This window comes from Pantoea sp. EKM10T, from assembly GCF_011800685.1.
Lineage (GTDB): Bacteria > Pseudomonadota > Gammaproteobacteria > Enterobacterales > Enterobacteriaceae > Pantoea > Pantoea agglomerans.
This window is the reverse complement of the sequence record NZ_JAALEU010000002.1, coordinates 41,224-54,266: the sequence shown is the minus strand read 5'-3', so window position 1 is coordinate 54,266 and position 13,043 is coordinate 41,224. Positions and strand designations below refer to the sequence as shown.

Sequence of the window (13,043 nt, the reverse complement as noted above, 5' to 3'; positions counted from 1 at the left end):
GAGTCACGCGTAATGTTTAAGCAATACCTGCAAGTTACAAAACCAGGAATTATTTTCGGGAATTTAATTTCTGTGATCGGCGGATTTCTGTTGGCTTCCAAAGGCAACACGGATTACGCCCTGTTTCTCATCACCCTGGTGGGCGTGTCACTGGTGGTTGCATCGGGTTGTGTGTTTAACAACGTGATCGACCGCGACATTGACATCAAGATGGAGAGAACCAGGAATCGGGTGCTGGTAAAAGGCCTCATCTCCGCGAAAGTAAGCCTGGTTTATGCCACTGTGCTGGGTATTGCTGGCTTTGCGTTGCTCTACTTCGGTGCTAATCCGCTGGCCATGTGGCTGGCGGTGATGGGCTTCGTGGTGTACGTGGGCATCTACAGTCTCTACATGAAGCGTAATTCCGTTTACGGTACGCTGATTGGCAGTCTGTCGGGTGCTGCGCCGCCGGTTATCGGCTACTGCGCGGTCTCTAACCAGTTTGATGCTGGCGCACTCATCCTGCTGGCGATCTTTAGCCTGTGGCAGATGCCGCATTCGTACGCGATTGCCATCTTCCGCTTTAAAGATTACCAGGCAGCGAACATCCCGGTTCTGCCGGTGGTGAAAGGCATTTCCGTGGCTAAAAATCATATTACGCTCTATATCCTGGCGTTTATGATTGCCACGCTGATGCTGACGCTGGGAGGCTACGCGGGCTACAAATATCTGGTGGTGGCTGCTGCGGTCAGCGTCTGGTGGCTGGGCATGGCGTTATCGGGTTATAAAACCGCTGATGACCGTGTCTGGGCGCGTAAACTGTTTGTCTTCTCTATCGTGACCATCACCGCACTGAGCGTGATGATGTCGGTGGATTCGATGGCTCCGGCCTCGAAGGACCTGCTGACTTACGTCTGGTAACCGGCACCGATACAGCATGAAAAGGGCGCGATTTTCGCGCCCTTTCTTTTTGTTACCACTGCTTAAAAACTATTGTTTTACCCGCCCTGCCCCGCCCCCTAGAATAAATGCAGCACATTAACAGAGGTTGGAATGAACGATAATAAAATGACTCCGGTGGAGCTGCGCGCCACATGGGGCCTCGGTACGGTCTTTTCCCTGCGCATGCTGGGAATGTTTATGGTCCTGCCGGTACTGACCACTTATGGCATGGCATTACAGGGCGCGAGTGAAACCTTAATTGGCCTGGCAATCGGCATTTATGGCCTTGCCCAGGCGATATTTCAGATTCCTTTTGGTCTGCTCTCCGATCGCATCGGGCGTAAGCCGCTGATCGTTGGCGGACTGTTGCTGTTTGTCCTGGGCAGTATTATTGCTGCCTGCACCGACTCCATCTGGGGCATTATTCTGGGCCGTGCACTTCAGGGCTCAGGCGCGATTGCCGCTGCCGTGATGGCGCTGTTATCCGATTTAACCCGTGAGCAGAACCGCACCAAAGCGATGGCGTTTATCGGCATCAGTTTTGGCGTTACCTTCGCGATCGCCATGGTGGTCGGCCCGATTGTTACTCACGCACTGGGCCTGCATGCGCTGTTCTGGATGATTGCGATTCTCGCGTCGCTGGGTATCGTGATCACTCTGCTGGTGGTGCCATCGGCCTCCCATCATGTTCTGAACCGTGAATCAGGCATGGTTAAAGGCAGCTTCCGCAAAGTGCTGGCTAACCCACGTCTGGTGAAGCTCAATATCGGTATTTTCTGCCTGCACGTCCTGCTGATGTCGAGCTTTGTCGCGTTGCCCGGGCAGTTTGAACAGGCAGGCTTCCCGGCTCCCGAACACTGGAAAGTCTATCTCTCCACCATGCTGATCGCTTTTGCCGGCGTAGTACCTTTCATTATTTATGCCGAAGTGAAGCGCCGCATGAAGCGTGTCTTTGTCGGCTGCGTCGGGATGATTGTCATTGCTGAGATCGTATTGTGGGGCGCGGAAGGACATTTCTGGACGCTGGTGGTGGGTGTTCAGCTCTTCTTCTTCGCCTTCAACCTGATGGAAGCGATTCTGCCTTCGCTGATCAGTAAAGAGTCGCCCGCAGGCTACAAAGGCACGGCGATGGGAATCTACTCCACCAGCCAGTTCCTGGGCGTGGCCGTTGGCGGCAGCATGGGTGGCTGGGTATTTGGTCATTTCGATGCGCAGACCGTATTCCTGGTTGGCGCGATGGTGGCCGCAGCCTGGCTGTTTGTCAGCATGACAATGCAGGAACCGCCTTATGTCAGCAGCCTGCGCATCGTGCTGAGTGATGCCGCACTGGCCGTGCCGAATCTGGAGCAGCGCCTGAAAGCGCAGCCGGGCGTTAACTCTGTGTTTATCGTGCCCGAAGAGAAAAGCGCCTACATCAAAATTGATAGCAAGGTTACCAGCCGCCCTGAGCTGGAAGCTCTGCTGGGTAGTTGTTAGCTTAAAAAAGTTTAGTGATGACGTCAGCTCGTTTCGCTTCAGGATCGAGCTGGCTCAGGGAACACGGTCAGATCGGAAAGTCGCAAAAGCCGCCATCCATGGCACGCTCGGCCCGCGCCGTTCCTGGCGCGGGACGCTTTCCTCCTCTGACCGTGTTCCCTGCGCCCCTGAGCTTTTGAGTTGCTGCTAAGTTCCCCCAGGATTTGAATCTGTTAATAGACTCAAATCCAACTCAATCCTGGTTTCAGACAGCTTATAAACTCAAAGCAAGGGGGCCAGCATAGGCTCAACCGCGCCAAACCCGGCACAAGCCTTCTTACAGACAACTCATAAATCCAAGGCGATGGGAGCCTGTGCCTGTAGCAAAGCATCGCGGACCAGGGACAAAAACGCCGGGAGCGTTTTTGAACAACGCAACGCGTTGGCCCGGCTACGGGCGCACCTCAGGGATGAGGTGCGTAATCGCCCGCGCTGAGCCGCCATGGATGGCGCTTTTGCGTCTTTGCGAAAGGCACAGGCTCCCTGAGCAAGCGCGCGATCGCACAGACGCCCTACAGCTCCCAACTCTCTCCAGAATTTCGACTTGTTTAAAGCGACAGAAGCCCACCCAAACTCAACAACAAAAAACCCGGCCTTAGCCGGGTTTTTATCACTGCATTCATGCTGAAATTCAGCCGGCCCCCGCTTAATCGCGGAAGTTTTTAAACTGGAAGGGCTGCCCCAGATTGCTGCCGCGCACGATTGCCATCGCACCCTGCAAATCATCACGCGCTTTGCCGGTTACACGCAATGCTTCACCCTGAATCTGGGTCTGCACTTTCAGCTTGCTGTCTTTGATCAGCTTCACCAGCTTCTTCGCCACGTCGCTTTCAATGCCTTTTTTCAGTTTGGCATCGACCGCCCAGCTTTTGCCGCTGTGCTCAATCTCTTCCGGCACCTCTAAAGCACCGCCTTCAATCCCGCGCTTCAGTAACTTCTCACGCAAAATATCCACCAGCTGCTTAACCTGAAAATCGGACTCGCTGGTGATTTTGATGGTTTCATTCTTTTCGTTGAGCTCAAACTCGGCGCTCACGTTGCGGAAATCGAAGCGGGTAGACACTTCACGGTTGGCATTTTCCACCGCATTGCGAATTTCCTGCAGATCGACTTCTGAAACGATATCGAAAGATGGCATCTCTTCTTCTCCTGACGCTAAAGTGACATGCATAATACGCGTCTTAAGGTGCTAAATAAAATCAGGCTGCACACAACGCTATAATGACAGTGTGACAGTAAATAATAGATGGATAGCCCGCCAGCGGGAGGCAGCATGAAAATTACCGTGTTAGGTTGCGGTGCTCTGGGTCAGATCTGGATGACAACCCTTGCCCGCCAGGGACATGAGGTGCAGGGATGGTTGCGGGTGCCGCAGCCCTACTGTTCAGCCAATGTGATTGATCCACAGGGTAACATTTCGAACCGCACGTTTATCGCCAACGATCCGCTGTTTCTGGCAGAAAGCCAGCTGCTGCTGGTTACGCTCAAAGCCCCGCAGGTCTCGCCCGCGGTGAAAAATCTGGAAAGCGTGCTGCCAGAAAACTGCCCGGTGCTCCTGCTGCACAACGGCATGGGAACGCTGGAAGAGCTGAAAGGGCTGACTCAGCCGCTGCTGCGCGGCGTCACCACCCATGCGGCGATGCGCGACGGCACCGTTATTAAACACATTGCCAGTGGCATTACCCACATCGGCCCCGGTAACCGCAAAAGCGCCGCTTACAGCGATCTCGCCGATATCCTGCATCATGCCCTGCCTGATGTCGCCTGGCATGACAACATCCGGGCGGCCTGCTGGCGCAAGCTGGCAGTGAACTGCATCATCAATCCGCTTAGCGTGGAGTATGAGTGCCAGAACGGTGCCCTGCGCGCTTATCCGGAGCAGATCGCGCAACTGTGCGAAGAGATCAGCTGGGTCATGGAGCGCGAAGGTCAGAACGTTGCCAGCGAAAGCCTGCAGGACATCATCTTCGACGTGATTGAAAGCACCGCGGCCAACACCTCTTCGATGCTGCAGGACATACGCGCCCAGCGTCTCACCGAAATCGACTATATCAGCGGTTTTCTGCTGCGCCGCGCCCGGACGCACGGCCTGGTGCTGACGGAGAATACCCGTCTGTATGACATTGTAAAACGCAAGGAGTCCCATTATGACCGCGAACGCATCAGTGCTGGTTTGCCTGGCACATGGCAGTGAAGAAACCGAAGCTGTCACCACCATCGACCTGCTGGTACGCGCCGGGCTGAACGTTGTCACCGCCAGCGTCGAAAGCGACGGCAACCGGGAGATCGTCTGCTCACGCGGTGTTCGTCTGCTGGCTGACGTGACGCTGGTTGAAGTCGCCGACAATGATTTCGCCGCCATCGTCCTGCCCGGCGGCCTGAAAGGCGCCGAAACCTTCCGTGACAGTCCGCTGTTAGTCGAAACGGTACGCCAGTTTCACCTCAATGAAAGGATCGTCGCCGCTATCTGCGCAGCAGCAGGCACGGTACTCATCCCCCACGATCTCTTCCCGGTCGGTAACATGACTGGCTTTCCCGGCTTAAAAGAGACCATTCCGTCAGACAAGTGGATGGAGCGGCGTGTGGTCTGGGATCCGCGCGTCAATCTGCTGACCAGCCAGGGGCCTGGCACGGCAATGGATTTTGCGCTGAAGCTGATCGATCTGCTGGTGGGAAAAGAGATGGCGCGCGAAGTGGCCGCACAGCTGGTGCTTGCTCCCGGCATTTATGACTATCAGGCGTAAACACGCTGAGTTAAAACGCTCTGTTTAAGGCAATGCAGCCAGTCAGACCTGAACAGGCGCTGACTGGCTCTAAACTGTCACTACGGGCGGTAGACTTTGACGTTTTTAAAGCCTTGCTCATGCAGATAGAGTGCCTGCAGACGGCTCATCACACCACGATCGCAGTAGAGCAACCAGGTCCGGTTCTGATCGAGATCGCCAAACTGCGTACTGAGTTTGTAGAACGGCAGCGATTTCACTTCCGTAGCTTTCAGTGCCAGAGGCTTCTCTTCCTGCTCATCAATAGAGCGGATATCCAGCACCACGTCGTTCTCACTCAGCATGGCGACGGTCTCAACTTCAACCACCTCCTCTTCTGTCTGCTCAGCGATGGTACGGATATCGACGTTGGTCGCCTCTTCAATGACCCGATCCAGAATCGTGAAGTCGAAATTCTGCTCTTCAGCCTCGATCTTCTCTTTCACCGCTTTCACGGTCGGGCTTTTTGAGATGACACCGCAATATTCAGGCATGGTGCTGGCGAAATCTTCGGTGCCAATCTCACGGGCAATCCTGATGATGTGCTCTTTGTCATGAGAGATCAGCGGACGCAGAATCAGCGTATCAGAGGCGTTATCAATCAGGCGCAGATTGGTCAGCGTCTGGCTCGACACCTGACCCACCGCTTCACCGGTAACCAGCGCCTGCACGCCGTAGCGCTCAGCAATCGTCGAGGCGGCACGCACCATCATGCGCTTCAGCACCACGCCCATCTGGCCGTCATCCACTTTTTCGAGGATCTCACCCACTACCGGCTCAAAATTGATCGCCACGAACCGCACGCGGTGTGAACGACCAAAACGATTCCACAGATAGTGCGCAACCTGACGGACGCCAATCTCATGGGCGGCACCGCCAAGATTAAAGAAGCAGTAATGTACGCGACTGCCGCGACGCAGCAGCATATAGCTGGAGACGCCGGAGTCAAAGCCACCGGAAATCAGTGACAGCACATCTTCCTGCGTGCCGATCGGGAACCCGCCCAGACCTTCGTAGCGCGCAGTCACCAGCGTCAGACGATTCTCTTCAACTTCAAGATTCACCGTCACGTCCGGGTTTTTAAGCTGTACGCGGGCGCTTTCAATATGCTGATTCAGACCACCGCCAACATAGCGCTCCACATCCTGTGAACTGAAGCTATGCTTACCACGACGCTTAACACGCACGCAGAAGCTCTTCCCTTCAAGGCTGTCGCGATACTGCACTAAAGTCTGTTCAAAGATGTGATGAATATCGGTGTACTCACGATCTTCAACCGCTAAAACGTGATGAATCCCCGGAATGCGCGTCAGCTCATCGGGAATAATGTCCCGCAGCACCGGATTTTTCGAACGCACTTCAATGTGATCCCAGTGACGCACAACGGCGATTTCGTCGCTAACGGTTTTCAGGACATTGCGGATATTGCTGGCAAGAATCTTAATAAAGCGCAAACGCACCGACGGACTCTTGATGGTGATTTCAGGAAATAACTTGATGATAAACTTCATGGCGGCGACACAGCTTCGTTGGGCAAATAAGTGCTAAAACAGGCAGCACTTAGCTGGTAAAATCACAAAATTGCGGGCTGCAAGGCGCAACCGCATCCGAGGCGCGGGAGTATATCACCTTTGTCAGGTGACTGCTTCTTCATCAGCCGCCGCATTGATTATTTTGCTAATCATAGGGTCTCAGCTACCATGACCGATTGCGAGATAATGTCCCAACCGTGAGTCGACACGAAATATGCCGAAAAAAGCCGAACAGCCAGCCAGCTTTGAAACGTCATTGCAGCAGCTGGAGCAGATTGTCAGCCGTCTGGAAAGTGGTGAACTGCCGCTGGAAGAAGCCCTGAACGAATTTGAGCGCGGCGTGCAGCTGGCGCGGACTGGCCAGCAGACGCTGCAGCAGGCTGAACAGCGGGTCCGTATTCTGCTGAACGATGATAAAGATGCCGACCTCACTGCTTTCACGCCGGAAAACAGCTAATGGATTTCGCCCGATTACTCGACGCGTATCAGCAGCAGGTTAATGCCGCGCTGACGCGTTTTATAGAGCCACTTCCTTTTCAGAGTTCTCCTCTGGTGAATGCCATGCATTATGGGGCATTATTAGGCGGTAAACGCCTGCGTCCTTTTCTGGTCTACGCTACCGGCGAAATGCTCCACGCCGACCCGGCGAGTCTGGATGCCCCCGCCGCCGCGGTTGAATGCATTCATGCGTACTCTCTGATTCATGACGATCTCCCCGCAATGGACGACGATGCACTGCGTCGCGGGCAGCCAACATGTCACATTAAATATGGCGAAGATACCGCGATTCTGGCGGGCGACGCCCTGCAGACGCTGGCCTTTTCAATTCTGGCCGACGAAGCAATGCCCGGTGTCAGCGCTGAATATCGTCTGATGATGCTCTCTGAACTGGCGAAAGCCAGCGGCGTGGCCGGCATGTGTGGCGGACAGGCGCTTGATTTAGCGGCGGAAGGTAAATCTGTGGATCTGGACCAGCTGGAGCAGATCCATCGTCATAAAACCGGCGCGCTGATCCGTTCAGCGGTACGGTTAGGCGCCTTAACGGCGGGCGATGCTGGCCGGGAAGCCCTGCCGCTGCTCGACCGCTATGCAGAGGCCATTGGTCTCGCGTTTCAGGTGCAGGACGACATTCTGGATGTGATCGGTGACACAGCGGTGACAGGAAAACGCCAGGGTGCCGATCAGCATCTGGGAAAAAGCACCTATCCTTCACTGTTAGGCCTTGAAAATGCCCAAGCTAAAGCGCGGGATTTGTATCAGGAAGCACTTGATACGTTAGAAATGCTCGCTGCGCACTCTTATAACACTACAGCACTGCAGGCGCTGGCGAGCTTCATAATTGAACGCGACAAATAACTTCCATAATGAGTCTCTGATGAGTTTTGATATTGCTAAATACCCGACACTGGCGCTGGCAAACACGGTTCAGGAGCTGCGCGCCCTGCCGAAAGAGAAGTTGCCTGCGCTCTGTGATGAACTGCGTCAGTATCTGTTAGACAGTGTAAGCCGCTCCAGCGGCCATTTTGCGTCGGGTCTGGGCGTGGTCGAACTGACGGTCGCGCTGCATTATGTCTATAACACCCCCTTCGACCATCTGGTATGGGATGTGGGTCATCAGGCTTATCCCCATAAAATTCTGACCGGTCGCCGCGATCGCATCGGTACGATTCGTCAGAAAAATGGCGTACACCCGTTTCCATGGCGCGGCGAAAGTGAATATGACGTATTGAGCGTCGGACACTCGTCAACCTCCATCAGTGCCGGTCTCGGCATGGCCGCGGCGGCAGAACGTGAAGGTCAGGGTCGTCGCACCGCCTGTATTATTGGCGATGGCGCCATCACCGCTGGCATGGCGTTTGAAGCGATGAACCATGCCGGTGATATCAAGCCGGACATGCTGGTGATCCTCAACGACAACGAGATGTCGATCTCCGAAAACGTCGGCGCGCTGAATAACCGTCTGGCGCAGATCCTGTCGGGTAAAACCTATGCGCGACTGCGCGAAGGCAGCAAGCGTGTGCTGACCAGCCTGCCACCGATCAAAGAGCTGGTAAGGCGCACCGAAGAACATCTCAAAGGCATGGTCGTGCCGGGTACGCTGTTTGAAGAGCTGGGCTTTAATTATATCGGCCCGGTAGATGGTCACGATGTGCTGACGCTGGTCAATACACTGAGCAACATGCGCAGCCTGAAAGGGCCGCAGTTCCTGCATATCATGACGAAGAAAGGTAAAGGCTACGCCCCGGCAGAGGAAGATCCGATTGCCTGGCACGCCGTGCCTAAATTCGATCCTGCGATTGGCGAACTGCCAAAAAGCGCGGAAGGCCTGCCGAGCTACTCTAAAATCTTCGGTAACTGGCTGTGCGAAATGGCCGCCGACGATCCGAAACTGATGGCGATTACGCCAGCAATGCGCGAAGGCTCCGGCATGGTGGCCTTCTCACGCGAATTTCCGAAACAATATTTCGATGTGGCGATTGCCGAGCAGCACGCCGTGACCTTCGCTGCCGGTATGGCGATTGGCGGCTATAAACCGATTGTTGCTATCTACTCCACCTTCCTGCAGCGCGCCTACGATCAGCTGATCCATGACGTCGCCATCCAGAAACTGCCGGTCCTGTTTGCTATCGATCGCGGTGGTATTGTTGGCGCGGATGGTCAGACTCACCAGGGCGCGTTTGATCTCGCCTATCTGCGCTGCGTGCCGGATATGGTGATCATGACCCCCAGCGATGAAAATGAGTGTCGGCAGATGCTCTACACCGGCTATCACTATCAGGATGGTCCAAGTGCGGTGCGCTATCCGCGCGGCACTGGTGTCGGTACGCCACTGGCTCCGCTGCAGAGCCTGCCGCTGGGTAAAGCCGTGGTGAAACGTCAGGGTGAAAAGCTGGCGATTCTGAATTTCGGCACCCTGTTGCCGGAAGCGGCCGCCACGGCGGAAGCGCTGAATGCGACTCTGGTCGACATGCGCTTTGTGAAGCCGCTGGATGAGGCGCTGATCGCCGAGCTCGCCGCCACGCACGACTCGCTGATTACGCTGGAGGAAGGCGCCATCAAAGGCGGTGCCGGCAGTGGCGTCAATGAGTTTGTCATGGCGAAACGTCTGGCTGTTCCGGTGCTGAACATCGGTCTGCCTGATGAGTTCATCCCGCAGGGGACGCAGGATGAAGTGCGTCATGACTATCTGCTGGACGCGGAGGGCATTCAGCAGCAGATCGCCCACTGGCTGGCGCAGTAACCTCCCCTCTCTGCGCTCCCCCCTCGGGGAGCGCAACATCCTGCTATGCTAAGACCTTTGCACTTTCGCAGGAGCCTCCACCATGAAAACGATTCAACTGGGTACCACCGATCTACAGGTGTCGCGTCTCTGTCTTGGCTGCATGACTTATGGCGAACCCACGCGCGGCAACCATGCCTGGACGCTGCCGGAAGCGAGCAGCCGTCCGCTGATCCAGCAGGCGCTGAACGCGGGGATCAACTTTTTCGATACCGCCAACAGCTATTCAGATGGCAGCAGCGAAGAGATCCTGGGCCGGGCGCTGAAAGACTTTGCCCGCCGTGAAGAGATCGTGGTCGCCACCAAAGTCTATTTCCCGCTGACCAATCTGTCACAGGGATTGTCGCGCAAGAATATTCTGCAATCCATTGATGACAGCCTGCAGCGTCTCGGCATGGAGTATGTCGACCTGCTGCAGATTCACCGCTGGGATTATGAGACGCCGCTGGAAGAGACGCTGGAAGCGCTGCATGAAGTCGTGCAGTCTGGCAAAGCACGTTATATCGGTGCCTCGTCGATGCACGCCAGTCAGTTTGCTCAGGCGTTGCAGATGCAGTCGGAACAGGGCTGGCATCGCTTTGTCAGCATGCAGGATCAGTACAACCTGATTCAGCGCGAAGAGGAGCGTGAAATGCATCCGCTCTGCCTGCAAGAGCAGATTGCCGTGCTGCCGTGGAGTCCGCTGGCACGCGGTAAGCTGACCCGCCCGTGGGGGGAAAATACCGCGCGTTCCGCCTCTGACAAAGTGATGGCGTCGCTCTATGACAATACCGAAGAGAATGATGCTGTGATTGCAGAGCGGCTGGCGCAGGTGGCGGAAGATAAAGGTGTAACGCGGGCGCAGGTGGCTCTGGCCTGGCTGCTGAGCAAGCCTGCCGTCACGGCACCGATTATTGGTGCGTCGCGTGCTGAGCAGTTTGAGGATCTGGTGAAGGCGGTGGATGTCACGCTGAGTGACGAGGAAGTTGCACTGCTGGAAGAGGTCTATCAGCCGCATCAGCCGGTAGGATTCGAATAAAATCAGAGAAGGAGACGCCCTGCCCGGGCGTCACCTTCTGTCGCGGTGTGATGAGCCCTGGCAGTTAACCTGCCAGCCAGACCCCAAAGCCATACAGCATGGCAGCTGAAATCACGCCAGCAATAATGTCATCCACCATAATGCCCATGCCGCCATGCACATTGCGGTCAAACCAGCGAATCGGCCACGGCTTCCACATATCAAGAATACGGAACAGCACAAAGCCACCCAGAACCCATTGCCAGCTGTTGACCGGAATCGCCATCAGCGTGATCCACATGCCGATAAACTCATCCCAGACAATACTGCCGTGATCGTGTACGCCCATATCTTTAGCGGTGCGATGGCAGAGATAGACGCCAACGCAGATACCGACCAGCACCACCAGCGAATAGAGATCCTGCGGCAGATAGGTCATCAGCCACCAGAACGGAATGGCCGCCAGCGATCCCATGGTGCCAGGCACGACCGGGCTTAATCCGCTGCCGAAACCGGTCGCCAGCAGATGCCAGGGATTGCTCATCCGCAGGCGACTCTTCGCCACGTCGTTATTTAGCATCAAAGTGATCAAACCCTTTATGACGGAATGTGGCGGGCTTGCCATTATCCAGCAGCGTTAAGCCTTCCGACTCCGGTGCCATCTGCCCGATGCAGGTATAGGGCACGCCCAGATGACCCAGCGCCACATCGAGCGCGCCGCGATTGACCTCGGGCACCGTAAAGCAGAGTTCGTAATCTTCTCCGCCACTCAGCGCCCAGCGCAGGACCTGCTCAGGGTCGAAATGATCGCGCAGCGCAGCCGAAAGGGGCAACGCATCCAGATTAAGCCGTGCGCCACAGCCGCTGGCTTTCAGCACATGGCCGAGATCGGAAATCAGGCCGTCGGAAAGATCCACCGCTGAGGAGGCCAGCGAACGCAGCGCCTGGCCCTGCAGAATGCGCGGCATAGGACGCAGATGACGTTTAATCAGCGCTTCATGCACCGCCGGATCGCTGATGCGGCAGTGATGCTGCAGCAGCGCCAGGCCCGCCGCGCTGTCACCCAGCGTACCGGTCACGTAAATCCAGTCACCCGGCTTCGCGCCTGAACGTTTCAGGGCACGGCCCTGCGGCACCAGACCGTGAATCGCCAGCGTCAGGCTCAGCGGGCCACGGGTGGTGTCGCCGCCGACCAGCTGCATGTCATAATATTCCAGCAGTTCAAACAGGCTTTCGCTGAAGGCAGAGAGCCAGCTCTCATCGACCTGCGGCAGCGTTAAGGCCAGCGTCAGCCAAGCAGGGTCGGCGCCCATGGCAGCAAGGTCGCTGAGATTCACAGCCAGGGCTTTGTAACCCAGATCGGCAGGATGGATATCCCTTAAGAAGTGCACACCCGCGACCAGGGTATCGGTGCTGATCGCCAGCGTCTGTTTTTCCGGCACGCTAAGTAACGCACAATCGTCACCGATGCCGAGTTCGACATCACGGCGGCTGCGTGTTCTGCGGTTGAAGTAGCGTGCGATGAGTTCAAATTCACCACAAGACATAATTGCGTTCCGCTTAACCCTTCATGAAAAAAGGCCGGCAAGCCGGCCTTTTTGTTTATTTGCGATTGGGTCGAATTTGTGGACCGGCTTTATCAAGCACGCCGTTAACAAATTTATGACTGTCTTCGGCACCGAAGACTTTCGCCAGCTCAATCCCTTCGTTGATGGCCACTTTATAAGGCACATCATTACGTTTGCTCAGCTCATACAGCGAGATGCGCAGGATAGCTTTTTCTACCTGGCCCAGCTCTTCGAGCTGACGCGACAGATAGGGCTTCATCAGTCCATCCAGATACGCACTGTTGGTCGCCACACCGGACAGCAGTTCGCGGAAGTAGGTAATGTCGACGTCTTTGACGTCCTGTTCCGCCAGAAACTGGTATTCCACATCGGCAATGTCGTTATTCGACAACTGCCAGGAGTAAAGCGCCTGAACAGCGCACTCACGGGCGCGACGACGAGCAGCAGGTTTCACAAAATTCCCCTTAC

The 13,043-nt window shown here is 55.8% G+C and carries 13 protein-coding genes; 8 read left to right on the top strand and 5 right to left on the bottom strand.

Annotated elements, in window-relative coordinates; all coding sequences use genetic code 11:
• Nucleotides 1-12: 12 nt before the first annotated feature.
• Together cyoE and HFD95_RS03705 are read left to right on the top strand one after the other, a co-directional pair.
• Entirely contained in the window at nt 13-900 is an 888-nt protein-coding gene (gene cyoE, locus HFD95_RS03710) for a heme o synthase (protein ID WP_010255394.1), read from the top strand.
• A gap of 132 nt (nt 901-1,032) precedes the next feature.
• Complete coding sequence (locus HFD95_RS03705) at nt 1,033-2,397, top strand: MFS transporter (protein ID WP_010255391.1); 1,365 nt, start codon at nt 1,033-1,035, stop codon at nt 2,395-2,397.
• A 685-nt stretch (nt 2,398-3,082) separates the two neighbouring features.
• On the opposite strand, the gene HFD95_RS03700 is transcribed toward HFD95_RS03705, so the two are convergent.
• Complete coding sequence (locus HFD95_RS03700; protein ID WP_003852530.1) at nt 3,083-3,574, bottom strand: YajQ family cyclic di-GMP-binding protein; 492 nt, start codon at nt 3,572-3,574, stop codon at nt 3,083-3,085.
• Between the two features lie 135 nt (nt 3,575-3,709).
• Between HFD95_RS03700 and panE the strand changes: the two genes are divergently transcribed.
• Both panE and yajL read left to right on the top strand, forming a co-directional pair.
• A complete protein-coding gene (gene panE / locus HFD95_RS03695) occupies nt 3,710-4,630 on the top strand; it encodes a 2-dehydropantoate 2-reductase (RefSeq protein ID WP_033756769.1) in 921 nt (306 codons plus the stop codon).
• On the top strand, nt 4,584-5,180 hold the full coding sequence (gene yajL, locus HFD95_RS03690; RefSeq protein ID WP_010671202.1) for a protein deglycase YajL: 597 nt from the start codon (nt 4,584-4,586) through the stop codon (nt 5,178-5,180). Before panE ends, yajL begins: the two co-directional genes overlap by 47 nt.
• A gap of 80 nt (nt 5,181-5,260) precedes the next feature.
• Here the strand turns inward: yajL and thiI are convergent, their stop codons facing one another.
• A complete protein-coding gene (thiI, locus tag HFD95_RS03685) occupies nt 5,261-6,709 on the bottom strand; it encodes a tRNA uracil 4-sulfurtransferase ThiI (RefSeq protein ID WP_033766637.1) in 1,449 nt (482 codons plus the stop codon).
• 235 nt (nt 6,710-6,944) lie between these two features.
• Between thiI and xseB the strand changes: the two genes are divergently transcribed.
• The 4 genes from xseB to HFD95_RS03665 all read left to right on the top strand — a co-directional run bounded on the left by xseB (nt 6,945) and on the right by HFD95_RS03665 (nt 11,028).
• Nucleotides 6,945-7,187: an exodeoxyribonuclease VII small subunit gene (gene xseB / locus HFD95_RS03680; protein ID WP_010255382.1), complete on the top strand. Its 243-nt coding sequence runs from the start codon at nt 6,945-6,947 to the stop codon at nt 7,185-7,187.
• Nucleotides 7,187-8,086, top strand: a complete 900-nt coding sequence (gene ispA / locus HFD95_RS03675) for a (2E,6E)-farnesyl diphosphate synthase (protein ID WP_122459138.1) — start codon at nt 7,187-7,189, stop codon at nt 8,084-8,086. Before xseB ends, ispA begins: the two co-directional genes overlap by 1 nt.
• Nucleotides 8,087-8,105: 19 nt before the next feature.
• The gene (gene dxs / locus HFD95_RS03670; RefSeq protein ID WP_010255380.1) at nt 8,106-9,971 is read left to right on the top strand and encodes a 1-deoxy-D-xylulose-5-phosphate synthase; all 1,866 of its coding nucleotides are present in this window, start codon (nt 8,106-8,108) and stop codon (nt 9,969-9,971) included.
• 82 nt (nt 9,972-10,053) lie between these two features.
• Nucleotides 10,054-11,028: an aldo/keto reductase gene (locus HFD95_RS03665; RefSeq protein WP_010255378.1), complete on the top strand. Its 975-nt coding sequence runs from the start codon at nt 10,054-10,056 to the stop codon at nt 11,026-11,028.
• A 64-nt stretch (nt 11,029-11,092) separates the two neighbouring features.
• Here the strand turns inward: HFD95_RS03665 and pgpA are convergent, their stop codons facing one another.
• Genes pgpA through nusB form a run of 3 tightly spaced genes read right to left on the bottom strand, consistent with a single transcriptional unit; the run spans nt 11,093 to nt 13,029 of the window.
• Nucleotides 11,093-11,587, bottom strand: coding sequence for a phosphatidylglycerophosphatase A (gene pgpA / locus HFD95_RS03660; protein ID WP_031293112.1), 495 nt, complete (start codon nt 11,585-11,587; stop codon nt 11,093-11,095).
• Entirely contained in the window at nt 11,577-12,554 is a 978-nt protein-coding gene (gene thiL / locus HFD95_RS03655; protein ID WP_010255374.1) for a thiamine-phosphate kinase, read from the bottom strand. Before thiL ends, pgpA begins: the two co-directional genes overlap by 11 nt.
• 55 nt (nt 12,555-12,609) lie before the next feature.
• Nucleotides 12,610-13,029 carry a transcription antitermination factor NusB gene (nusB, locus tag HFD95_RS03650; protein ID WP_010255372.1) on the bottom strand — a complete coding sequence of 140 codons (420 nt, stop codon included), beginning with the start codon at nt 13,027-13,029 and terminating at the stop codon, nt 12,610-12,612.
• Nucleotides 13,030-13,043: the final 14 nt, after the last annotated feature.

What these genes read in the sequence shown, in the direction of transcription:
- ispA (WP_122459138.1), top strand. Translation starts at nt 7,187, where the DNA reads ATGGATTTCGCCCGATTACTCGACGCGTATCAGCAGCAGGTTAATGCC.
- xseB (WP_010255382.1), top strand. Translation starts at nt 6,945, where the DNA reads ATGCCGAAAAAAGCCGAACAGCCAGCCAGCTTTGAAACGTCATTGCAG.
- HFD95_RS03700 (WP_003852530.1), bottom strand. Translation starts at nt 3,574, where the DNA reads ATGCCATCTTTCGATATCGTTTCAGAAGTCGATCTGCAGGAAATTCGC.
- dxs (WP_010255380.1), top strand. Translation starts at nt 8,106, where the DNA reads ATGAGTTTTGATATTGCTAAATACCCGACACTGGCGCTGGCAAACACG.
- HFD95_RS03665 (WP_010255378.1), top strand. Translation starts at nt 10,054, where the DNA reads ATGAAAACGATTCAACTGGGTACCACCGATCTACAGGTGTCGCGTCTC.
- HFD95_RS03705 (WP_010255391.1), top strand. Translation starts at nt 1,033, where the DNA reads ATGAACGATAATAAAATGACTCCGGTGGAGCTGCGCGCCACATGGGGC.
- pgpA (WP_031293112.1), bottom strand. Translation starts at nt 11,587, where the DNA reads ATGCTAAATAACGACGTGGCGAAGAGTCGCCTGCGGATGAGCAATCCC.
- panE (WP_033756769.1), top strand. Translation starts at nt 3,710, where the DNA reads ATGAAAATTACCGTGTTAGGTTGCGGTGCTCTGGGTCAGATCTGGATG.
- thiI (WP_033766637.1), bottom strand. Translation starts at nt 6,709, where the DNA reads ATGAAGTTTATCATCAAGTTATTTCCTGAAATCACCATCAAGAGTCCG.
- thiL (WP_010255374.1), bottom strand. Translation starts at nt 12,554, where the DNA reads ATGTCTTGTGGTGAATTTGAACTCATCGCACGCTACTTCAACCGCAGA.
- yajL (WP_010671202.1), top strand. Translation starts at nt 4,584, where the DNA reads ATGACCGCGAACGCATCAGTGCTGGTTTGCCTGGCACATGGCAGTGAA.
- cyoE (WP_010255394.1), top strand. Translation starts at nt 13, where the DNA reads ATGTTTAAGCAATACCTGCAAGTTACAAAACCAGGAATTATTTTCGGG.